At 42.6% G+C, this 21,789-nt stretch carries 25 protein-coding genes; 21 read left to right on the top strand and 4 right to left on the bottom strand.

What is annotated here, in order from left to right; genetic code table 11:
- Positions 1-11 precede the first annotated feature (11 nt).
- The 5 genes from rpoD to mreB all read left to right on the top strand — a co-directional run bounded on the left by rpoD (position 12) and on the right by mreB (position 5,555).
- Complete coding sequence (gene rpoD / locus Q8865_02535; protein MDP4152306.1) at positions 12-1,067, top strand: RNA polymerase sigma factor RpoD; 1,056 nt, start codon at positions 12-14, stop codon at positions 1,065-1,067.
- 58 nt (positions 1,068-1,125) lie between these two features.
- Positions 1,126-1,494, top strand: a complete 369-nt coding sequence (locus Q8865_02540; protein MDP4152307.1) for a hypothetical protein — start codon at positions 1,126-1,128, stop codon at positions 1,492-1,494.
- 4 nt (positions 1,495-1,498) lie between these two features.
- On the top strand, positions 1,499-3,730 hold the full coding sequence (locus Q8865_02545) for an ATP-dependent RecD-like DNA helicase (GenBank protein MDP4152308.1): 2,232 nt from the start codon (positions 1,499-1,501) through the stop codon (positions 3,728-3,730).
- Complete coding sequence (locus Q8865_02550; GenBank protein ID MDP4152309.1) at positions 3,731-4,438, top strand: ComF family protein; 708 nt, start codon at positions 3,731-3,733, stop codon at positions 4,436-4,438.
- A gap of 97 nt (positions 4,439-4,535) precedes the next feature.
- Positions 4,536-5,555: a rod shape-determining protein MreB gene (mreB, locus tag Q8865_02555; GenBank protein ID MDP4152310.1), complete on the top strand. Its 1,020-nt coding sequence runs from the start codon at positions 4,536-4,538 to the stop codon at positions 5,553-5,555.
- 96 nt (positions 5,556-5,651) lie between these two features.
- Here the strand turns inward: mreB and Q8865_02560 are convergent, their stop codons facing one another.
- A complete protein-coding gene (locus Q8865_02560) occupies positions 5,652-6,275 on the bottom strand; it encodes a cyclase family protein (protein ID MDP4152311.1) in 624 nt (207 codons plus the stop codon).
- Between the two features lie 109 nt (positions 6,276-6,384).
- On the opposite strand from Q8865_02560, the gene Q8865_02565 reads away from it, so the two are divergent.
- Entirely contained in the window at positions 6,385-7,467 is a 1,083-nt protein-coding gene (locus Q8865_02565) for a GGDEF domain-containing protein (protein ID MDP4152312.1), read from the top strand.
- Here the strand turns inward: Q8865_02565 and Q8865_02570 are convergent, their stop codons facing one another.
- Complete coding sequence (locus tag Q8865_02570; protein MDP4152313.1) at positions 7,468-8,805, bottom strand: hypothetical protein; 1,338 nt, start codon at positions 8,803-8,805, stop codon at positions 7,468-7,470.
- A 68-nt stretch (positions 8,806-8,873) separates the two neighbouring features.
- On the opposite strand from Q8865_02570, the gene Q8865_02575 reads away from it, so the two are divergent.
- Positions 8,874-9,218 carry a helix-hairpin-helix domain-containing protein gene (locus Q8865_02575; protein MDP4152314.1) on the top strand — a complete coding sequence of 115 codons (345 nt, stop codon included), beginning with the start codon at positions 8,874-8,876 and terminating at the stop codon, positions 9,216-9,218.
- A 2-nt stretch (positions 9,219-9,220) separates the two neighbouring features.
- Here the strand turns inward: Q8865_02575 and Q8865_02580 are convergent, their stop codons facing one another.
- Together Q8865_02580 and Q8865_02585 are read right to left on the bottom strand one after the other, a co-directional pair.
- On the bottom strand, positions 9,221-9,427 hold the full coding sequence (locus Q8865_02580) for a hypothetical protein (protein ID MDP4152315.1): 207 nt from the start codon (positions 9,425-9,427) through the stop codon (positions 9,221-9,223).
- 33 nt (positions 9,428-9,460) lie between these two features.
- Positions 9,461-10,642, bottom strand: coding sequence for a sporulation protein (locus Q8865_02585; GenBank protein ID MDP4152316.1), 1,182 nt, complete (start codon positions 10,640-10,642; stop codon positions 9,461-9,463).
- Between the two features lie 98 nt (positions 10,643-10,740).
- Here Q8865_02585 and Q8865_02590 point away from each other — a divergent pair, with 98 nt between their 5' ends.
- The 14 genes from Q8865_02590 to trmD all read left to right on the top strand — a co-directional run bounded on the left by Q8865_02590 (position 10,741) and on the right by trmD (position 21,768).
- Positions 10,741-11,040 carry a YabP/YqfC family sporulation protein gene (locus Q8865_02590; protein MDP4152317.1) on the top strand — a complete coding sequence of 100 codons (300 nt, stop codon included), beginning with the start codon at positions 10,741-10,743 and terminating at the stop codon, positions 11,038-11,040.
- A 13-nt stretch (positions 11,041-11,053) separates the two neighbouring features.
- Positions 11,054-12,274 carry a sporulation protein YqfD gene (yqfD, locus tag Q8865_02595; protein ID MDP4152318.1) on the top strand — a complete coding sequence of 407 codons (1,221 nt, stop codon included), beginning with the start codon at positions 11,054-11,056 and terminating at the stop codon, positions 12,272-12,274.
- Between the two features lie 16 nt (positions 12,275-12,290).
- On the top strand, positions 12,291-13,277 hold the full coding sequence (locus Q8865_02600) for a PhoH family protein (GenBank protein ID MDP4152319.1): 987 nt from the start codon (positions 12,291-12,293) through the stop codon (positions 13,275-13,277).
- Positions 13,274-13,759, top strand: coding sequence for an rRNA maturation RNase YbeY (gene ybeY, locus Q8865_02605; protein ID MDP4152320.1), 486 nt, complete (start codon positions 13,274-13,276; stop codon positions 13,757-13,759). Before Q8865_02600 ends, ybeY begins: the two co-directional genes overlap by 4 nt.
- 9 nt (positions 13,760-13,768) lie before the next feature.
- Positions 13,769-14,668: a GTPase Era gene (gene era, locus Q8865_02610; protein ID MDP4152321.1), complete on the top strand. Its 900-nt coding sequence runs from the start codon at positions 13,769-13,771 to the stop codon at positions 14,666-14,668.
- A 78-nt stretch (positions 14,669-14,746) separates the two neighbouring features.
- Complete coding sequence (locus tag Q8865_02615) at positions 14,747-14,911, top strand: hypothetical protein (GenBank protein MDP4152322.1); 165 nt, start codon at positions 14,747-14,749, stop codon at positions 14,909-14,911.
- Complete coding sequence (gene recO, locus Q8865_02620; protein ID MDP4152323.1) at positions 14,908-15,642, top strand: DNA repair protein RecO; 735 nt, start codon at positions 14,908-14,910, stop codon at positions 15,640-15,642. The genes Q8865_02615 and recO overlap by 4 nt, the downstream gene beginning before the upstream one ends.
- Positions 15,643-15,654: 12 nt before the next feature.
- Entirely contained in the window at positions 15,655-18,039 is a 2,385-nt protein-coding gene (locus tag Q8865_02625; protein MDP4152324.1) for an endonuclease MutS2, read from the top strand.
- Between the two features lie 90 nt (positions 18,040-18,129).
- Entirely contained in the window at positions 18,130-18,495 is a 366-nt protein-coding gene (locus Q8865_02630; protein MDP4152325.1) for a YlxM family DNA-binding protein, read from the top strand.
- A 13-nt stretch (positions 18,496-18,508) separates the two neighbouring features.
- Positions 18,509-19,840, top strand: coding sequence for a signal recognition particle protein (gene ffh, locus Q8865_02635; protein MDP4152326.1), 1,332 nt, complete (start codon positions 18,509-18,511; stop codon positions 19,838-19,840).
- A gap of 59 nt (positions 19,841-19,899) precedes the next feature.
- Entirely contained in the window at positions 19,900-20,142 is a 243-nt protein-coding gene (gene rpsP / locus Q8865_02640) for a 30S ribosomal protein S16 (GenBank protein MDP4152327.1), read from the top strand.
- 36 nt (positions 20,143-20,178) lie between these two features.
- Positions 20,179-20,415 carry a KH domain-containing protein gene (locus tag Q8865_02645; GenBank protein ID MDP4152328.1) on the top strand — a complete coding sequence of 79 codons (237 nt, stop codon included), beginning with the start codon at positions 20,179-20,181 and terminating at the stop codon, positions 20,413-20,415.
- 103 nt (positions 20,416-20,518) lie between these two features.
- Complete coding sequence (gene rimM / locus Q8865_02650) at positions 20,519-21,025, top strand: ribosome maturation factor RimM (protein ID MDP4152329.1); 507 nt, start codon at positions 20,519-20,521, stop codon at positions 21,023-21,025.
- On the top strand, positions 21,022-21,768 hold the full coding sequence (gene trmD / locus Q8865_02655; GenBank protein MDP4152330.1) for a tRNA (guanosine(37)-N1)-methyltransferase TrmD: 747 nt from the start codon (positions 21,022-21,024) through the stop codon (positions 21,766-21,768). The genes rimM and trmD overlap by 4 nt, the downstream gene beginning before the upstream one ends.
- Positions 21,769-21,789 lie beyond the last annotated feature (21 nt).

The raw sequence follows: 21,789 nt of genomic DNA on the forward strand, positions 1-21,789 counted from the left end.
AGTCCTGTAAGATAAAGGGTTCTGTTACAAACAAAGAGGTACTGGATTTTATGGAGGAAACAGACCTCGATGTAAATGATATGGATTCGCTTTATGCGGCACTGGATAATGCGGGAATAAAGCTCGAACTTGACTATGACGACATCCCTGAAATAGCGGGACTTGACTTTGAGGTTGAACTTGACGAAGCTGAGCCTGAAGTTGATATTGAGAATCTCCTTGCTGCTGAAGGACTTGCAATTTCTGATCCTGTTCGCATGTATTTAAAGGAGATCGGGAAGGTTAAACTCCTTTCAAGTGATGAGGAAATCGAACTTGCCCAAAAAATGGCTGAAGGCGACGAGGACGCAAAGCGACGTTTATCAGAGGCGAATCTCAGGCTGGTTGTCAGCATTGCGAAGCGTTATGTTGGCCGCGGCATGCAATTTTTGGATCTGATTCAAGAGGGAAACCTCGGACTTATCAAAGCAGTTGAAAAATTCGATTACACCAAAGGCTATAAATTTTCAACCTATGCGACCTGGTGGATTAGACAGGCCATTACCCGCGCGATTGCTGATCAGGCGCGTACGATCCGAATTCCAGTGCATATGGTTGAAACAATAAATAAAGTAATGCGCGTTTCACGTCAGCTTTTGCAGGAACTTGGTCACGAGCCAGGCGCTGAGGAGATTGCAAAGGTCATGAATATGTCGGTGGACAAGGTTCGCGCGATACTCAAAATCGCACAGGAGCCGGTTTCCCTTGAAACGCCAATCGGTGAAGAGGAAGACAGCCACCTGAAAGACTTTATTCCTGACGATGATGCCCCGGCACCGGTTGAGGCTGCTTCCAGCACATTATTAAAGGAACAGCTTATGAATGTGCTTGGAACATTGACACCGAGAGAGGAAAAGGTTTTGCGTCTGCGCTTTGGCCTTGAAGACGGAAGACAGAGAACTCTTGAAGAAGTGGGAAAAGAATTTAATGTAACTCGTGAACGTATACGTCAGATAGAAGCCAAGGCACTTCGCAAGCTGCGTCATCCAAGCCGCAGTAAAAAGCTAAAAGATTTTCTCGAGACCTAAATTATGCGCCTGCACACAGCAGAACGTCACTTCATACACTGTACTGAGGTGATAATTAATGCTGCTTACGATGCTGGTGCTTGTGCTTTTGATTTTCCTCACGGTGTGGGGAACCCTGCTGCTTGTACGGTATACGGCACAATCAATGCTGTTTTCACTCAAGGCAAACGAAGAAAGAATGGTAATTGCGATCCCGCTTGCCGGCAGCGTAGTGGAAGCCGAGTACATAATCAGAACAGCCCTCAATATGACTCGAGATAAAAACTGCGCTATCGAAATCGTACTTGTAAACTGCGGAGTTGATGAAGAGACCGCCGAAGTATGCGCCAAAATGGCTTCGGACTATAGCAACATTGTTGTGCTTGACGCGGATGAATTTGCGGATTATATGCGCGCTAAAGCTCACTGCAGAATTACAACAGATTAGAAAGTTGGAAAAGAAACTGGAAACCCTGACGGGAATAGTAAAATCAGTAAAATATAGAAGTGAGGATAATGCCTACACCGTTATGACCGTTCTGACTGAGGCGGAAGAGGAAGTAACCGTTGTAGGCTATATTCCGTCTGTCTCAGGGGGGGAAACTATTGAGGCGCAGGGAGAATATACTTTTCATAAAAATTATGGTTCACAGTTTACTGCGGAGTATGTAGATATTCGATTGCCTCAGAACGCTACAGGCATTTTGGAATATTTGTCAAGCGGTGCTATCCGAGGAATTGGTAAGGCGACAGCAAAACTGATTGTTGATAAATTTGGCGATGGAACGCTTGAAATTATCGAAAATGAATCGGACAAGCTTTCACAGATAAAGGGCATTTCAAAAGCTAAAGCCGATGAGATCGGCGAACGGTTTCGGGAACAATCCGGCATCAGGAGGGTTATTGCAGAGCTTTCCGAATTATCAATTGAACCGTTCCTTGCTATAAGGATTTATAAAAATCTTGGTCCGGCGGCACTCGACTTTATAAAGCAAAATCCATACATACTATGCGACGAGTTGTTTGATATTCCGTTTGAAGAAGCCGAAAACATTGCAAAAAGTCTTGGGATAGCCCAAAACAGCCTTTGCCGCAGATGTGCCGGGATAGAGTATGTACTGCGCCATAACCTTAACAATGGTCATACTTTTTTGCCTTTTGATGCGCTTGCGGCCGTCTCGGGGAACCTTTTGAATCTATCCGAAGATGAGATGCACGAAGCGGTTGAAGAGATGATTGAGAAGGATATACTCGAGATATGCGAAATAGCCAACATTACTGCGGTGTATCTTAAACGTTTTTATGACTGCGAGGATTATATTGCAAAAAAGCTTTTGTTTCTTGCTTCATTTGAGAATAAAGATGATATGGAACAGGCAGTTTCACAGATGGAAAAGGAGCTTAAAATCGAATACGCGGATCTTCAAAGACGCGCGCTTTTAAAAGCGGCACGATGCGGAGTATTTGTTTTGACAGGCGGTCCGGGAACAGGCAAAACAACTGCGTTAAACGGCATGATTAGGCTGTTTGAAAAAATGGGACTGGTTGTGCTGCTCGCGGCGCCTACAGGCCGTGCTGCCAAAAGAATGACAGAGGTTACGGGTCACGAGGCTAAGACTATCCACAGGCTTCTTGAAATGGAGTATGGCAAGGACGGATTTCCGATTTTTACGAGAGATGAAAACACACCTCTTGAATGCGATGCTGTAATTATCGATGAAGCGTCTATGGTGGACGTAATGGTCTTTGACGCACTGCTTCATGCGGTCAAAGCAGGGACGAAGCTTATTCTTGTGGGTGACGCGGATCAGCTTCCATCTGTCGGAGCAGGTAACGTTCTTCATGATATAATCAAAAGCGACCTGTTTGAGACAGTTTGCCTTACTGAAATTTTCCGTCAGGCAAAGAACAGTCTTATAGTCGTTAACGCCCACTCTATAAATGCTGGTGAATATCCGGACTGCAACAGCACCCAAAGCGACTTTTATTTTGTAAAACGTCAGGATAAGAAAGATATTTTTGACGCTGTAATAAAACTTGCCGTTTCAAGTGTTCCAAAAAAGTTTTCTCTTGATCCGAGAAATGATATACAGGTGATATCTCCTGTAAGGAAGGGTGAGTGTGGAACCATATCATTAAACCACGCTCTTCAGGCGGCGCTTAATCCCCCGTCTGATGAAAAAAAAGAATTTCAGTTTAAAGACCGGCTATTCCGTGAGGGAGATAAGGTCATGCAGGTCAAAAATAACTATGATCTCCCATTTGTAAGAACTGATACCGGAGAAACCGGAATGGGAATTTATAACGGTGATATCGGAGCTCTCACGTCAATCGATCTTCACAATAAAAAAATGGTGGTCGATTTTGACGGAAGAAAAACAGACTATCCGTTTGAAAATCTTGACGAGCTTGAGACTGCTTATGCAGTTACCGTTCATAAAAGTCAGGGCAGTGAATTTCCATGTGTCATAATGCCTGCTTTTTTTGGACCGCCCAAGCTGTGCTGCAGGAACCTATTATACACTGCAGTCACACGCGCAAAAAGTGTTATGGTTCTGGCAGGCGTTCCTGAAGCTGTATACAAAATGGTAGACAACAACGTCGAATCAAGGCGCTATACAGGGCTTAAATATCTCCTGCTTGAAGAGGCTCAAAAGTTCGACGGCAACGGGATGGTGGAATAGGTGGCAATTTCAAAATTACTATCGCTGTTGTATCCGCCACGGTGCCTTTTTTGCAGTTCAATTGTGGACGAAGGTATATATATGTGCGACAATTGCGCAAAGAGCCTTCCTTTGATAAAGCCGCCCATCTGTAAACGCTGCGGCTGTGAAAAGGCAGACTGCGTATGTACTCCCGTACATAATCGTTACAACGGCTGTGTTGCTCCGTTTTATTACACCGGTCCGGCAAAGCGTGCGATTAAAGCACTAAAATTCCGTAACTCGCCTGAAATTGCTGAAAAGCTTGCCGGTTTTATGGCTGAATGCGTTAAACAGAATTATAAAAACATAATATTTGATTTTGTCACTTCAGTGCCTGTAGGACGTATGACTTACATACGCCGCGGGTATAATCAAGCTGAGATACTTGCAAAAGAGGTTGCAAAAGATATTGGTTCTATTTACATCAGTGGTTTGCGAAAAGCTAAATTAACCAAACATCAGAGAGAGCTTGCCGCATTTGATCGGCTTGCTAATGTATACGGGGCATTTAAAACCCGTAAAATCGATTTTTCAGGGAAAACGATATTACTCGTCGATGATGTCAGAACTACCGGCGCCACTCTTAACGAATGTGCCGCCACCTTAAAAAAAGCAGGAGCTAAAAGCGTTTATTGTCTTACTCTTGCTTTGACTAAAAAAATAAAAAAACCTTATAAAATGATTTGACATTTTCTGCGGATATTGTACAATAATATAATATAAGTATAATAAAAATACATAAGTTGCCGTTTTTACGGAAAAAAAATAAATTTAGAGGTGCAAAATGTACAGCGAGATAGGAATGGATTTGGGGACAGCAAGTGTTCTTATATACGTAAAAAATAAGGGTATTGTATTAAGAGAGCCATCAGTTGTTGCCGTTGACAGAAACACTAATCATGTAAAGGCTGCCGGAACAGAGGCTCAGAAAATGCTTGGAAGAACACCTGGTAACATTATTGCTATTCGTCCGCTCCGTGAGGGCGTTATTAATGATTTCGAAGTTACACAGAAAATGATAAAGGAGTTCATAAAAAAAGTATGCGGGTTCATGATTTTGCGTCCTAAGATCATGATTTGCATACCAAGCGGTATTACAGAGGTTGAAGAGCGCGCTGTTATTGATGCTGCAAAGCAGGCTGGCGCTAAAAAGGTGTACTTAATTGAAGAGCCTATCGCTGCAGCTATTGGGGCAGGCGTTGATATATATAAACCAGACGGCAATATGATTGTCGATATCGGTGGCGGAACGACCGATGTGGCTGTTATCTCGCTTGGTTCCTCGGTTGTTTCCTCATCAATTAAAACAGCAGGAGATAAATTCGACGAGGCGTTAATTAAATACTGCAAGAGAAAATACAACGTTCTCATCGGTGAAAGAACTGCCGAACGAGTTAAAATGGAGATCGGATGCATATATCCAATGGAGGAGAAAATGGCTGTTGAAGTCAAGGGCAGATGCCTTATGACCGGTCTTCCGAAGGTTATTACAATAACATCCGATGAACTTTTAGAGGCGTTTGAAGAATGCGCTTCAAATATTTTAGAGGCAATACATTCAGTTCTCGAGCGTACTCCTCCGGAGCTTATAGGTGATATTGTTCAAAACGGCATTATCATGACTGGCGGCGGAAGCCTTATTTATGGCTTTGACAAGCTTGTCGAGTTCAAAACTGGGATAAAAACACGTATTGCAGACGATGCAATTTCCTGTGTCGCCAAAGGAACAGGCAAGTGTCTTGCAAACCTGAATAAACTGCAGGATGGAACGCTAAATATAGCACGCAATAAAGAGATGTATTAAGCACTTAAAAATTTAAAAAAATGAACTGCATCCTTAAGTTTTATCAGTATTTTTACTGACTTGCTAAAGGAGTGCAGTTCTTTTAATTAAAAAAGATTATAAAACTTGTGCATATGCTCGAATTAAACTTGATTCTGCGTGGATTTTCAGCGGGACAGCATAAAAAATAAATTGTTTATCAATAAGCTGGCTTAACCCAGTTAAATTTTCTATTATGAAAATATTATTTGAGAGCAGTATCTTGTGAATAGAAAATGGCGCCAAATCGGGAGAAGGCATATCGATGCCAACAAGTTTTACTTTTTTCGACACCAAAAACTCGGCAAGCCTTGTGCTTAATACCGGTTGTTCTTCGTAGTAGATTTGACTTCCGTAATGTTTGTCGAATCCTGTATAAAATAAAACAGCATGTTCGCTAATATCAATATTGCCATATTCCTGTTTGTAATCAATGATCTTTTCGCCTCTCACATCAAATAAAAGTCCCTTTGCAATAAAGTTCGAAAGAGGAAAATCTCCAATAGATCTTTCGTCTGGCAAAAGGTGTGATGGGGCGTCGATGTGAGTTCCAGAATGCATTCCTGCTTGTATAATCCAAGCATTATATAAGTCTTTTTTAATAAAACATTTCTGTTTTAGAACGACAGGGGTATCACCAGGGTAGACAGGCATATCGTTTTCAATATCGTATGATAAGTCTAAAAACTTAGATTCAGTCAATAGAACATATCCTTTCTGTTATAATGTCTTATAATAATACTGGAAATATTTTTATGCTTGTTATATAATATTCTAATTATAAACAAAATGTATTAAAGTGGGTGAAACCATGGAAATCGGCATATTTGCAGAGTTTAAAGATAAAGAATTCGAAAGTGAATACTATAACAGTGAGTTATCTTCCAGCCGACGTTTTACACGCCTTATGGTATTGGGATTTGGAATATTATATTTCTTATATGTTATCCCGGATTTTTCAATGTTACATAATAGTAAAGTATTTATAGGCACGTTTATAGACAGGTTATTTATTTTAGTTCTTACAATTATATTCTATTTCAGATTTTCCTGTATAAAAAAACCGAAAGCAGCATCTTACTGGCTGACAGCATATAAGCTAATTTTTTCTGCTTCGTATCTTCATATAGCTAGTATTTATATTCATCCTAATTTCCTAATCAAATGCTTTGATATTATTTTGATGATCCTCTGCTTTTTGGCTGTATCTAATAAATGGCTAGATAATTTTATCTGTTCTCTTATTCTTTACATAGGATATTTTATTCTCGCAAGGACAGTTATGAATGTTACAGACAACGAATATTATGCCGGAGTCGTTTATGTAAGCGTAATACTCTGTGTAACAGCTGTATATTCGTTCAATTTGAATTGGTATAAACGTCAGCACTATCTTGATATAAAAAAGCTTGAAAAGCTTGCGGCGACAGACTCGCTTACATGCATTTTCAATCGGGCACTTTTTAATGATAAACTTTCAGACAGCATTGATTTATGGAAGAAAAACGGGATGGATTTTTCTGTGATATTCTGTGATATAGATAATATGAAAACCATTAATGACACGCTAGGCCATATTATCGGAGATAAGGTCATTGTAGGAATCGTTGATCTCATAAAAAACAATTTACGCCCTGGAGATATATTTGCCAGATGGGGCGGCGACGAATTTGTCATACTGCTGTCTGAAACAAATAAAAACACAGCTGTAAAAATAGCCGAAAATCTCCGTTCGGCTATAGGTTATAAAGTCATTGAAGGTATACAGGCTATTACCTGCAGTTTCGGGGTTGTTTCATCGGAAGATGGTGATTCGATAGAAGAACTACTCATAAATGCGGATACATTGCTTTATGAAGCTAAAAACGGGAAAAACATGGTAATGTACAGGTAATCAGCGATAACGCTTATAACGTCTGCCACCGTATCTGCGCTGACTTCTCTTGCGTTTATTGAGATAGGTAATAATAATGTATCCGATAAATAGTAAAATTGCCGCGACTATCAAAATCCGAAGAGCAATACTAGTCAGAAAAGCCATTATTTCATGCATTATGAAAAGTATCGTACTGCGGCTTACGTTGGATTGGGATACAAGGGGCGCCCTGCCATATTCAACGCCGTTATATATAAATTCGACCTCGCCCAGCTCGTCGCCTTTTTTAATAGGTGCTTTAACAGGGTGTTCCTTCATTTCAATTTTGCGCTGAAGGCTGTTTTCATCAACGCTGTTAGGAAGCAGAGTAGTATAACCGTCCGGCGAAATCAGCACCACGGAATCGGCAAGACTGGATAACGAAACAGGGACTTCTGTGACCGGCTCTTTAGCCTTTAATACCTGCACACTTTTATAATTATCAAATACCCATGATGAAAGTGCCTTAGCATCTATAAAACAGCTTTTTCGTTTGTTTTCTGAATTTCGTGTACCGCCCATTACAATGCATATGTAATTTAAATTGTTGGCCTTTACAGCAGTTGCGACGGAATAACCGCTTTCTGGTGTGTAGGAAGCGATTATGCCGCGTGCGTATTTGTAATAATAATCTGAAACGAAACGGTCAGGAGAACTTACTATTAAATTATTAGTTGAATAATAATTCCTGTCGTCTGTTATATTGGTTGCAGAAATTCTTTTATATTGAATATTAGCATAATCCATAAATTTAGGGGCTGTATAAGCGGCCTTTGTAATAAGAAACATGTCATATGCTGTTGTATATTGGTTTGTATCGTCAATTCCGCTTGGGTTTGTAAAATTCGTATCTTTGCAGTTTAATTTTTTGACATAATCGTTCATCATTGGAACAAAATCTTTGACACTCCCTGCAACATGTTCGGCAAGGGCGTTTGCAGCGTCGCATGCGTTTCGTGTAAACATGCAGTATAGAAGGTTTGAAACGCTTATCTGCTCACCGGGTTTAAGTGATGCGGTTAGCGCATTTTTATCGTTCGCGACACCATCCTGTACAGAGCTATTTATTGTGACCATAGTGTCAAGATCAGGTACGTTATTAAGCACTATCAGGGCTGTAACGATCATGTTTAAATTGCCCGGCGCAGTTCTTTCGCGAGCACCCTCTTCGAATAAGACTATATTTGTTTCAAGATTTACTATGATTGCCCGTTTCGATTCTATCGAAGGCGCAGAAGTATCAGCTGCACCAGCTTTGATCACAGGCTGGAGCAGAACAAAGCACAATATAACAGCTATAAGACGTTTTATTTGCATATATTGAATACACCCGTTCAGCCGCTATAAGCGGCAACTATATTAATATTTATCAAGGAAGAACAACATTGAAAAGAATAAAAATTTATTACATTAGTGTTGCCATTATTACAGCTATATTTGCGGCGGCAATTATTTTTATTAATAACTCTGACAGCCTGTTTGGTTACACTTTTGTGCACAATGAAAGTGTTTCTGATGCCGATGCCCAAAAGGATTATAGAATAAATATAAATACTGCAGGCGTGGATGAGCTTGATATGATCGACGGTATCGGTGAGGCAACCGCAAAAGAAATTATAGAATATCGCGAGGAATATGGAAATTTTAAAAATATTGAGGACATTAAAAATGTCAAAGGCATTAAAGACAAGACCTTTGACAAAATAAAAAGGTACATAAAGACAAATTAACACTAGACAGAAAAGTCGTCCTTATCGTAAGTTGGAAGACTTGGCCTGCGCATAGGAATACGTTTGAAGACGTCATATCTAAAACCGCGGCATGTATAATCCTCTCGGACAATACCGCGTTTTTGACATATAAGTTCTTCCCTGCCGGTAATCTTTGTCGCTTTTTCACATAAAGCGCATATTTTAGGATGATCTTTTGAAAAAATCATTTCAAATCCCTCTGAAATTTATACTATTAATTATTATACATGCCTTTTATTTCGTTTTCCAGTACTTTTTAAAAAAGTAATAACAAGAGATAAACCTAAAAATATTAAACAAGCACAGAATATAGATAATGACGATAATAAAGTTGATTTTAGATCCATGCCGCTTAAGTTTCTTATCGGCATCGACCCTGAGCCGATCACGGGAATCCGGATTGGATAAAATATAGCGGCTGCATACGTGATTGCGGCACCGATCAAAGACTGGGCGAATTTACCTAAAATATATGGGGTGGCGGAAAGCCCGCTTCCAGATAAGAAAGACAAAACCTGGCAATGGACGGAAAGTCCAGCCCAGCTGAGGATTGCGCCGGTGACAGCAAGCCTTATGGGGATTACCGCAGCACCTTTCCCTGCAAGACGAACGCCGGTTGTGACCTCGAAAAAACCCTTGACTAAGTTGCTGGATATTTCATTGCCATAGGGGGTGAATGAGAGCAGACTGGCAAAAACATGACTTATAAAAGGTATAAACTTAAGCTGTGTCAAAAGTTCGATTACAACGGCAAAAAACATTATAAAAGCGCATATGTAGAAAACATTTTCAGCAGAAGATTTTACAGCAGTTACAAAAATATCTGACCGTGAACGAAGAGGGGGCTTCCTTTTTTGATGAAAGGGTGCTCCTGATTTTTGCTTTGAATGATAAAAGCGGAAAATGACGCCGGTTATGACCGAGGCAATGGTTTGACAGGTATAAAGCAGGATACCTACCCGAACATCTTTCCAGATTCCTGCACCTACAGTGCCGAGAATGAAAGCAGGGCCGGTATTGTTGCAGAAAGCAAGCAGCCTTTCCGCTTCGTTTTTTGTGCATTGTCCACTTTGGTACAGGCTTATAGCTGTATTTGCGCCAACCGGATAACCGCTGAGTATCCCAAGAAAAAAGGCAATTCCGCTGCAGCCGGGCAGCCCGAACACATGCTTCATAAATCCTGAAAAAACAGGACCTATTTTAGCGGCAAAGCCGCTGGTTATAATCATTGACGACAATACAAAAAATGGAAACAAGGAGGGCAGTATGACATTTCCACAAACGGCAAGTGTATCGATTACGACAGCGCTTACCGGTTTTGGAAAGATAAGAAGTCCCACAAGGAACACTGTAATGGCAAGATAAAAAAAGATATCGAAAAGCTTTATAAGCAATTTGCGCATGAAAACATTCACCTCTCAAAAGTATATGTTAGCAAAGCCTGCATTTAAAACAATTTGCTTGCATAAAAATTTATAGGAACATAAGAGAGGTGGCACTTTTGAAAGATAGCAGCAAAAAGGATTTGAAAAAGACAAAGAGAAGAGCGCCCATAATGTCCGAAATTTTGGATATGTCACCAGATATTTTCGGACGGCTGCCTCAGATAGAGATGACCGGGAACCGTGAAATTACGGTTGAGGGTCACCATGGAGTAGTTGAATACGAAAATTCAGTGATAAAACTCAGCTGCGGTAAGATGCTCATGGTGATCTTTGGCGAAAACCTAGTGATCAAAAACTTCAACGATGAGTATTTGACAGCTTCGGGTTTTATTACCCGCATAGAATTTTTGGATTGAAGAGGAAAAGAAAATGTTTATTATTCACATTGTCAGGCTTTTTCTTGGATATGTAAATTTGACTGTGCGGGGACTTTTTACCGAACGGTTTTTGAATATGTGCATGAAATCAGGAGTCAGTGTTTGGAATATAAAAAAGAATTCGACGGATGAACTGACGCTGTCTACGCTTAGAAAAAATGTAAAAGATATTAATAAAATTGCGGCCGCTTCCGGGAATACTGCAAGCGTTGTTAAAACACGCGGATTGCCATTCATGGTGAAGAAATATAAAAAGCGTTATGCGTTAGCATTGGGAATGGTTGTCTGCGCTGTTTTGATTTTTACCACGTCTTCTTTTGTATGGTCGATAGAGGTATCAGGAAACGAAAAAGTTGAATCATCGGCGATTTTGAATTCGCTGCAAAAATACGGCTTTAAAAAGGGCATATTAAAATCGTCAATTCAACATGATTTTCTGACACAGTCTGTACTTCTTGATATGCCGGAGCTTTCATGGTTATCACTTAACGTCAAAGGCACTAAAGTCGAAGTCGAGGTAAAAGAACGGGTAAAGGCGCCTGATATTGTTGACAAAACTACTCCTAGAAACATTGTTGCTAAAGAAACGGGTCAGATTATTTCCATCGAAGCATACGAGGGGCAAAGCGTTGCAACAGTGGGTGCTGCAGTCAGCAAGGGAGATGTGCTTGTGAGCGGTCAGATAACGAATACAGAGGGAAAGACACGGCTTGTTGCGGCACGGGCAAAGGTCTTGGCACGAACGTGGTATACTTTTATGAATACCTGTCCCAAAACAATAGTAGAGCGTGAGAAAACAGGGAAAGTTTACTCAAGGAACACTTTGAAAATTTTTGATTTTCCAATAAAATTGTTCATAAAGAGTGGTATTCCTGTGACAAACTATGATAAAATTGAAACAAAAAAGGAATTATCTGTAGGTCATGATTTTTATCTTCCGATAACTCTCTACAAGGAGAGCTTTGAAGAGGTGCGCGAGGTGGAAAGACAGCTTACACCGGATGAGCAAAGGCAGCTCTGCCTTGACAGTCTGAACAAAGCAAAAAACGAGCATCTCAAGGATGTGAATATCGAATCGGAAAATGTTAAGGAGCGTGACGATAACGGATCACTTATCATGACACTTGAGTGTCAGTGCATCGAAAATATCGCTGAAGACGCACCTATCACTCAGACGGAGGTTCCAGAAGATATACCAAAAACACAAGGATAAAATAAAGGAGCAGAATATGGCGGACAGGATCGTCAGCGTTGACAGGGTCGAGGAGGTCATAAGTGCCTTCGGCAGTCTGGACGAAAATATTGAAAATATCGAGCGTAAATTCGGCGTAAATATTGTATTTCGTGGCGGCGAACTGAAAGTTACCGGAGAGGATATCGAAAAAACCGAACAGGCGGCTAAAGCTCTTGAAGGCATATTTCTGCTTGCCAGCCGCGGTATGCAGCACCGTGATGTGGATGTGGATTATATCATATCACTTGTAAAAGAGGGGCAGGAGGACAAGATAGCAACACTTGGAACAGACAGTATCTGCCTTACTGCAAAGGGCAAACCCATAAAGGCAAAAACGATAGGACAGCAGAAATATATCGCGTCTATACGGGATAATACTATCAGTTTCGGTATCGGCCCCGCAGGAACAGGAAAAACTTATCTTGCGGTCGCAATGGCGGTTGCAGCATTTCGTGAAAAAACGGTCAACCGGATAATCATAACGCGCCCCGCTGTTGAAGCGGGTGAAAAGCTCGGCTTTCTGCCGGGTGATTTGCAGAATAAAGTTGATCCTTATCTTCGCCCTCTTCATGACGCGCTTTTTGATATGCTCGGGGTAGAAACATACCAGAAATATCTTGAGCGGGGGAATATTGAGGTTGCTCCCCTTGCGTATATGAGGGGAAGGACACTTGACGATTCGTTTATAATTCTTGACGAGGCGCAAAATACGACGACGGAACAGATGAAAATGTTTTTGACCCGCCTTGGATTCAATTCTAAAATGGTAATAACCGGAGATATAACACAGACTGATCTGCCATCTGGAAAGAAAAGCGGACTAATAGAAGCGAAAAAGGTGCTTGAGGGCGTTGATGACATCGGGATATGCATGCTTACTACACGTGACGTAGTTCGCCATAAGCTTGTACAGCAGATCGTGAATGCCTATGAAAAGTATGAGGCGAAAAAAGCTTCCCACACGCGGAGCATAAAAGTATGACACACAGATTTAGCTTTGCAAATCGTCAGGACAAGCTTAAAACTCCGAAATCACTGCGTGATCTTTTAAGGACATGTTGTACCGCCGCGCTTGAAGCGGAAGGCTTTCCATATCCTGCGGAGATCGATATCACTTTTACTGATAACAGAGAGATTCATGATATAAATTCAAGCGAGCGCGGCATAGACAGAGAGACGGATGTGCTCTCTTTTCCTATGCTGGAATTTGATGTGCCGGGGGATTTTTCAAAAGTAATCAAAGATCCTTCGGGGCGGGTGCTTCTTGGGAATATTGTTTTGTCCCTAGAAAAGGCGAAAAGTCAGGCTGAGGAATACGGCCACAGCTTTGAACGCGAGACCGCTTTCCTGACCGTCCATTCCATACTTCACCTCATGGGTTACGATCATATGGAGCCGGAAAGCGAAAGGGAAATGTTTGAAAAGCAGGAGCAGATACTTCAAAATCTCGGGATTACAAGATAGGAGAATTATATGGTTAACCATTCTGGATTTATTGCGATAGTAGGAAGGCCTAATGTGGGAAAATCAAGCATATTGAATGCGCTTGTTGGGCAAAAAGTCGCTATCGTTTCCAATAAGCCTCAGACCACCCGAAACCGCATACTTGCGGTTTTGACTGAGGACACTGCTCAGGCAGTGTTTATGGATACCCCCGGACTTCACAGGCCAAGGACAAAACTCGGCGAATATATGATGAAAGCCGCAAGCGACGCACAGTCTGAGGTTGACGTCGTCCTGCTTGTAGTTGAACCGACTGGAGAGGCGGGAACAACCGAGCAAAATGTAATAGAACACGCAAAAGAATCGGGGTCGTCAATTATCCTTGCGGTTAATAAGATAGACATTAGCAGCAAAGAAAACGTTGCTAAAACTATTGCAGCATACGCTGAAATTGCGGATTTTACCGCAGTGATACCCGTTTCCGCAAGAAAGAACGACGGTATCGATATTCTGAAAAAAGAAATCATTAATCTTTTGCCTGAGGGGCCGCAGTATTTTCCAGAGGACACACTGACTGATCAGCCGGAAAAACAGCTTGCGGCTGAGATATTGCGTGAGAAATCCCTGCAGATACTGCGCGACGAGGTGCCCCACGGAATTGCGGTTGAGATTGAATCATTCAAGGAAGGCAAGACTAAAGAAAAAGAGGATATTATCCGCATTTCGGCGGCCCTTTATTGCGAAAAAGAATCCCATAAAGGAATCATAATAGGCAAAAAAGGTGAAACGCTTAAAAAAATAAGCTCGTTTGCAAGAAAAGATATGGAACAGGTTTTTGACTGCCATGTTTTTCTTGAGGTTTTTGTTAAAGTGAAGGAAAACTGGAGAGACAGCGACTTTCTTTTAAAAAACTTTGGATATAATAGTTAAAAAGTAAAAAAAGTGCCGGGTATTAAAAGACTGTAACAGCAAAAAATGAAATCAGATTTGGTTTTTATGGAGGCTGTTATGAATTCTATATGGAATCTATTTGAAAAAAGCGGAAATATAAACGTATATCTACTTTATAAAATGACAGGCGAAAACGATAAACCAGTAAAACTAGTTGGCGATAATAAAATATGCGCAGCCGGACAGGCTGTTTGTCAGAATAAAAGCGGGAGTGCTGTGTGAACCTTAAGGTTAAGGGATTTGTGATAAAAGAAACGGCGGTGGGCGAGAGCGATAAAGTGCTCACCGTCTTGGCACAGGGGCTTGGAAAGATACAGGCATGGGCGCGGGGCAGCAGGAGACTAAAAAGCCCTCTCATGGCGGCTTCCCAATGTTTCACCTACGCCGATTTCACTTTATTTAAAAACAAGGATACATATTCTGTAAACCAGGCTGAAATTATCGCCGGTAATTTTGAACTGCGAAAAAATATTGAAACGCTGGCGCTTGCAAGCTATATAACAGAGCTTGCCGGTAAAGTCGTGCAGGAAAACGCCGCTGATGATGAAATATTGAAGCTGACACTCAACACGCTTTATCTGCTCGGAAAGGGTGATAGACCTGCCGCACTAATCAAAAGCGTTTACGAACTGCGCCTAATGATGCTGTCAGGCTTTATGCCGGAACTGCATGATTGTGTTCTGTGCGGCGGTGAGATCGAAAAGCCGCTTTACTTTGACAGCGCCGCAGGCGGCGTTGTGTGCGAAAGCTGCCGGGAGAAGGACGGTGACGCAGTTTCTGTCTCGCCATCCGTTTATAAGGCGCTTTGCCGCATAATGGGAGAAGAGGGGATATTCAGCTTTTCGCTTTCCGACCATGCGCTTTCAGAGCTTTCTGTAATGGCAGAGGCATTTGTGCTTATGCATACAGATTTTGCATTTAAGACACTCGATTTTTACAAAACACTGTGTTAGAGGTGAAACATATTGACGGAACTTAACGAAAAATCACTTAATACTCTTGAATATAGAAAAATAACGGAACAACTTGCGGCTCACGCGGTCTGCGAGGACGCAAAAGAACTTGCGAGAGGCCTTATGCCTGTGACAAGTCTTACGGAAGTCATGCTGAGACTTACCGAAACGGAGGATGCAGTAAAACTTGCTGGCAAAAAAGGAAGCCCTGGGTTTGCAGAGATCCGCAGCGTTGACACTGCTCTCAAACGTGCAGACAAGGGAGCGGCGCTGTCGCTTCGTGAGCTTTTGGATGTCGCCTATATCCTTAAGACAACGCGAAGACTGCAGGAATACATGGATGACAATATGAATGGCCTTTCTATAAAAGAGCTATTTTCAGGGCTTGAGGCAGATAGATTTGTCGAGGGGAAGATAGACAGCGCCATTATTTCTGAGGAAGAGGTATCCGATAATGCAAGTCCAGCGCTTGCCTCCATAAGAAGAAAAATCAGCCGCTCACTCGAAAACGCGCGTGAAGTCTTGCAGAGACTGATAAGATCACAGCAAAACCATAAATACCTGCAGGAACCTATCATTACAATGCGCGGCGACCGTTATGTAGTGCCAGTTAAATCAGAATACAGAAGCGAAATACCCGGACTTGTACATGACACTTCCGGCAGCGGATCTACATTATTTGTCGAGCCCATGCCTGTTGTTGAGGCAAACAACGAACTTCGTATGCTGCGCGCTGAAGAGCAGAAAGAGATCGAACGGATATTGTTTGAGCTTTCGAGCGATGTCTCAAACATTACGGAGAAAATCAGAAAAGATTATACTATCATAGTCCGGCTTGATTTTATATTTTCAAAAGCAAAATATGCGTATGCAATAAAAGCTACACGTCCTATCATGAACGACAAGGGCATCATTGACCTGAGACGCTCACGCCATCCGCTTATCGATCCGGCTAAAGTGGTTCCAACAAACATCAGTCTTGGCGGGGATTATACGACTTTGGTTATTACTGGCCCTAATACCGGCGGCAAAACTGTAACGCTCAAGACGATAGGGCTGCTGACACTGATGGCTGAGGCGGGGCTTTTCGTTCCGTGTGCGGACGAAAGCAGACTTTCGGTTTTTGACAATGTATTCTGCGATATTGGCGACGAGCAAAGCATCGAACAGTCATTATCAACGTTTTCGTCACATATGACAAATATCGTGAAAATAATAAATGAGGTGGACAGGGATTCTCTGGTACTCTTTGACGAGCTTGGCGCGGGAACTGACCCAGTAGAGGGTGCCACGCTTGCGATATCTATTCTTGAAAGGGTTAAGGCTTTCGGGGCAAAGACAGCCGCAACGACCCATTACGCTGAGCTAAAAGTATATGCGCTTAAAACCCCAGGTGTTGAAAACGCATCTTGCGAATTTGACGTTGAGACCCTTAAACCGACCTATAAGCTTTTGATCGGCATTCCGGGAAAATCAAATGCATTTGCAATATCGTCTAAATTGGGGCTTGACGACGATATTATTTCACGCGCTCGTTCCCTTATAGGAAGCGAAAGTCTGCGTTTTGAAGAGGTGCTGTCCGACCTTGAGGCTAAAAGACAGGCAATGGAAAAACAGCGCGATGAAGCCGAACATATGAAGACGGAAATCGCGCGCATGAAATCCGAAATCGAGGAACAGCGAAAAAAGTTTGATCTGAGCCGTGAAAAGGAAATTGAGAAGGCAAGAAACGAGGCAAAACGCGTGCTTGCATCTTCTAAAAGATTCTATGAAAATATGGTTTCCGAACTTGAGGATATAAGACGTCAGAAGGAAAAAGAGGATTTCGAGTCGCGGCTGAATTCGGCAAAAAAATCCCTTAAAGCTGGCATTAAACAACTTGACGATACGATAGATCCTGTTGAAAATAAAGAGGATGATTATAAGCTGCCGCGGGCGCTGCGTGTTGGAGACGTCGTCCGCTTTAAAAAACTCAATAAAGAGGCGGATGTACTTACCCTTCCTGACGATAAGGGGGATATAACTGTACGTGCAGGTCTTATTAAAACGAAAGTCAATATAAGCGATGTCGTGCTTGTTGAAAAAGAGCGGGTAACGGTGAACGGAGCAGGGATGAAGTCTCTTCGCTCTACGAGTTCTAAGATAGACAGAGACGTCACTTTAGAGCTTGACCTGCGCGGCAAAATGGTTGATGAATCGGAAATCGAAATCGACAGTTTCCTTGACGGAGCTGTTATGAACGGCTTGTCTACTGTTACAATTATTCACGGGAAAGGCACCGGAGCCCTTCGTGCTGGCGTTCATTCATATCTGAAGGGACACCCGCATGTGAGATCGTTCCGCCTTGGCGTATATGGCGAGGGTGAAAGCGGCGTGACTATCGTGGAGCTTAAATAAATATCAATAAATTGCGGTATTGATATTGACAATATACATTCTTTTGAGTATACTGTAAAAGCAATTTGCTTTACATATGGGGGTGCAAGTATGAAAAGTAAAGATCTTCGCATGGCTCTGCTAATGGATTATTATGGAGCTATGCTTACGGATAAACAGCGTGAGGTCATGGAATTATATTATGACGAGGATCTTTCACTCGCCGAAATCGCAGAACATGCGCATATCACCCGCCAGGGCGTCAGAGACAGCATCAAACGCGGAGAGGCATATATACTTGAACTAGAGGAAAAACTCGGGCTTGCGGACAGAATGGCTCTTCTGGAAGAAACCATTGGAGAACTTTCAGAACATCTGTCGCATATCAGGCAGCTCAACATTGACTCATACTTCTCCCGCCCAATAGAAGAAACTGTGGCAACAGCGCTTGAAACAGCCGAGAAGGCTTTAAAATAACCGGAGGAACCTGATGCTCTTTGAATCTTTATCGGATAAATTGAATGCCGCTTTCAAACGGCTTCGCAGCAAGGGCAAGCTGACCGAGGCCGATGTCAAAGAGGCAATGCGTGAGGTAAAGCTTGCGCTGCTTGCGGCCGACGTCAATATTAAGGTCGTTAAGGAATTCGTAAACAGGACGACTGAGCGTGCTGTTGGCGAACAGGTACTTGAAAGCCTGACGCCTGCTCAGCAGATAATTAAAATAGTAAATGACGAGCTCTGTGAGATCATGGGAAAAACGCAGAGCAAACTTGAGATATCCCCTGCACCGCCCACGATCGTTATGATGGTTGGACTTCAGGGCTCGGGAAAGACCACGCATAGCGGCAAACTTGCGCTTCACCTTAAAAAGCAGGGAAAGCGCCCGCTTCTAGCGGCATGCGACATCTATCGTCCCGCCGCTGTAAAACAGCTTCAGATCGTCGGGGAAAACGCAGGCGTTCCGGTTTTTTCTATGCCGGAGGGGACGTCAGCTGTAACGATTGCTAAAGAGGCTGTTGCGCATTCAAAAAAACACGGTAATGATATTATCATTTTGGATACTGCCGGACGTCTGCATATAGACGAGGCAATGATGAACGAGCTTAAAGATGTTAAGAAAGCTATAAATCCGATTGAAATATTGCTTGTCGTCGATGCGATGACAGGACAGGACGCTGTAAATGTATCATCTGCTTTTAACGAGGCGCTCGGGATTACCGGCGTCGTCCTTACAAAAACAGACGGCGATACAAGAGGCGGCGCAGCGCTTTCGGTTAAATATGTCACTGGAAAACCGATAAAATTTGTGGGGACTGGCGAAAAGCTGGATAATCTTGAACCGTTTTATCCTGACAGGATGGCTAACCGGATACTGGGCATGGGTGATGTGCTGACCCTTATAGAAAAAGCAGAACAGGCATTCGATGAAAAGAAAGCTGTAGAACTTGAGAAAAAGATTCGCGAACAGTCTTTTGACCTCGGCGACTTTTACGAACAGATGCAGCAGATGAAAAATATGGGACCTTTGGATCAGATAGCAGGAATGATCCCAGGCGTGAACTCAGCAGCACTGAAAGATGCACAGATAGATAATAATCTGATGAAGAAAGCCGGCGCTATAATAGAGTCAATGACGCCGAAGGAGCGGGCGAACCCCGATTTGATAAATGGCAGCAGGCGTCTGCGTATCGCAAAAGGCAGTGGAACACAGGTGTCAGATGTAAACCTGCTTCTGAAACGTTTTGATATGATGAAGAAAATGATGAAGCAGTTTGGCGGAGGGAAAATGCCTAAACGCGGCAAATTCCGTCTCCCGTTTTAATTGATTATACTTGAAATTTTAATAAGTATAAAAGGTATGGAAGTAGGGAGGTGAACTAAATGGCAGTTAAAATCAGACTTAGAAGAATGGGCGCTAAGAAAACACCGTTTTACCGTGTTGTTGTTGCTGATTCCAGATATCCGCGTGACGGCAGATTTATCGAGGAAGTCGGAACATACAATCCTATGGTTGAGCCGAAAGAGTTCAAGGTGGACGCCGATAAGGTGAACACATGGATCAAAAACGGAGCACAGCCGACCGATACGGTTAAAGTACTGCTCAAGAAAAACGGCATTTTATAATGTTGACGGGTCACTTTTTGCCCGTATGGAGGATTTATGTGTAAGGAACTTCTTGAAACGCTTGCAAAAAATCTTGTCAGCGAGCCGGAAGCCGTTAACGTAACTGTCGTGAACAAGGACGACGGAACAGTGGTTTACGAACTGCGTGTCGCGGACGGGGATATGGGTCGTGTTATCGGCAAACAGGGCCGCATTGCAAAGGCAATAAGATTGCTCATGAAAGCCGCAGCAACAAAGGAAAATGAAAAGGTCATCGTCGACATTGTCGACTAGGACATAGACGGGGGTGGTTTTCCGCCCCCGTCAGACCGTTTCAAAACTGCATTTAATAAAATGCCGCTTTGAAACAGTCTGACTTGTTTTAGAGGGAGGCAAAATGCAGAAGGCTTACTTGGAATCGGGAAAGATAGTCAACACCCATGGCATACGAGGTGAGGTGCGGATCGAACCATGGTGCGACACTCCGGAGTTTTTGCTAAAATTCAAGACGCTTTATCTTAAAGACGGTGTGCCCCTCGGAGTGATGTATTCAAAGGTGCATAAGAATTTTGTGAACGTAAAGTTCGAAGGCATTGAAAGCATAGACGATGCGCTTCATCTGATTAATAAGATTATTTATATAAATCGTGAGGAAGTTGTCCTTCCAAAAGGCGTATACTATGTTAAGGATCTTGTCGGGCTTAGCGTCATAGACGCTGGAACTGAGAGGGAATACGGCAAAATAACAGAGGTGCAGAGCACCGGCTCAAACGACGTGTATACTGTTACAGACAATAAGGGAACGGATACACTTATTCCAGGGATCAAGGAAGTTGTCAAAGAGGTCGATATAGAGGGCGGTGTGATGAAAATCACTCCGCTTGCGGGTCTGTTTGAGTTATGAGATTCGATTTGATGACACTGTTCCCGTCAATGTGCACCGCATTTACAGAAGAAAGCATCATAGGCCGGGCACAGAAAAACGGTCATATTGAAGTTAACCTATGGGATATTCGTGATTTTACCGAGGACAAACACCGCAGGGTAGATGATTATCCTTACGGCGGTGGAATGGGAATGGTAATGCAGGTGCAGCCTGTTTTCAGTTGCGTCAAGGCTGTGGAAGAAAACCTTGGAGTAAAGCCGTATGTAATTTATCTCTCGCCCAAAGGCAACAAATTTACTCAGACTATGGCAGAAAAACTCAGTAAGCATTCGGAAATCGCGCTTCTTTGCGGGCATTATGAAGGAATAGACCAACGGGCAATTGATATGTGCGTCGATGAAGAGATTTCAATAGGAGATTTTGTCCTGACAGGAGGGGAACTTCCTGCACTCTGCCTTATAGACTGTGTGGCAAGGCTTATACCCGGCGTGCTTTCCGATGAAGAGTGTTATAAAGACGAAAGCATTTACAGCGGGCTTCTTGAATATCCTCAGTATACACGGCCGGCTTCTTTTATGGAACACGATGTGCCGTCCGTGCTGCTCAGCGGACACGAAAAAAATATCAATACCTACCGCCGAAAAGAATCCCTTCGGCTCACTATGGAGAGACGTCCAGATTTAATGGACAGGCTGTGTCCGGATAAAGAGGATTTAAAACTTATTAGTGAAATCAAAATTGAAAAAGAGTGTGGTGATTAGGTGAGCATTAATGCAAAAAAT

This window comes from Bacillota bacterium, from assembly GCA_030705925.1.
Classification (GTDB): domain Bacteria; phylum Bacillota; class Clostridia; order Oscillospirales; family Feifaniaceae; genus JAUZPM01.

Coding starts and splice junctions, on each gene's coding strand:
- Q8865_02540 (MDP4152307.1), top strand. CDS start 1,126: ATGCTGCTTACGATGCTGGTGCTTGTGCTTTTGATTTTCCTCACGGTG.
- mreB (MDP4152310.1), top strand. CDS start 4,536: ATGTACAGCGAGATAGGAATGGATTTGGGGACAGCAAGTGTTCTTATA.
- Q8865_02565 (MDP4152312.1), top strand. CDS start 6,385: ATGGAAATCGGCATATTTGCAGAGTTTAAAGATAAAGAATTCGAAAGT.
- Q8865_02570 (MDP4152313.1), bottom strand. CDS start 8,805: ATGCAAATAAAACGTCTTATAGCTGTTATATTGTGCTTTGTTCTGCTC.
- Q8865_02580 (MDP4152315.1), bottom strand. CDS start 9,427: ATGATTTTTTCAAAAGATCATCCTAAAATATGCGCTTTATGTGAAAAA.
- Q8865_02585 (MDP4152316.1), bottom strand. CDS start 10,642: ATGCGCAAATTGCTTATAAAGCTTTTCGATATCTTTTTTTATCTTGCC.
- yqfD (MDP4152318.1), top strand. CDS start 11,054: ATGTTTATTATTCACATTGTCAGGCTTTTTCTTGGATATGTAAATTTG.
- Q8865_02600 (MDP4152319.1), top strand. CDS start 12,291: ATGGCGGACAGGATCGTCAGCGTTGACAGGGTCGAGGAGGTCATAAGT.
- ybeY (MDP4152320.1), top strand. CDS start 13,274: ATGACACACAGATTTAGCTTTGCAAATCGTCAGGACAAGCTTAAAACT.
- era (MDP4152321.1), top strand. CDS start 13,769: ATGGTTAACCATTCTGGATTTATTGCGATAGTAGGAAGGCCTAATGTG.
- Q8865_02615 (MDP4152322.1), top strand. CDS start 14,747: ATGAATTCTATATGGAATCTATTTGAAAAAAGCGGAAATATAAACGTA.
- Q8865_02630 (MDP4152325.1), top strand. CDS start 18,130: ATGAAAAGTAAAGATCTTCGCATGGCTCTGCTAATGGATTATTATGGA.
- ffh (MDP4152326.1), top strand. CDS start 18,509: ATGCTCTTTGAATCTTTATCGGATAAATTGAATGCCGCTTTCAAACGG.
- rpsP (MDP4152327.1), top strand. CDS start 19,900: ATGGCAGTTAAAATCAGACTTAGAAGAATGGGCGCTAAGAAAACACCG.
- Q8865_02645 (MDP4152328.1), top strand. CDS start 20,179: ATGTGTAAGGAACTTCTTGAAACGCTTGCAAAAAATCTTGTCAGCGAG.
- rimM (MDP4152329.1), top strand. CDS start 20,519: ATGCAGAAGGCTTACTTGGAATCGGGAAAGATAGTCAACACCCATGGC.
- trmD (MDP4152330.1), top strand. CDS start 21,022: ATGAGATTCGATTTGATGACACTGTTCCCGTCAATGTGCACCGCATTT.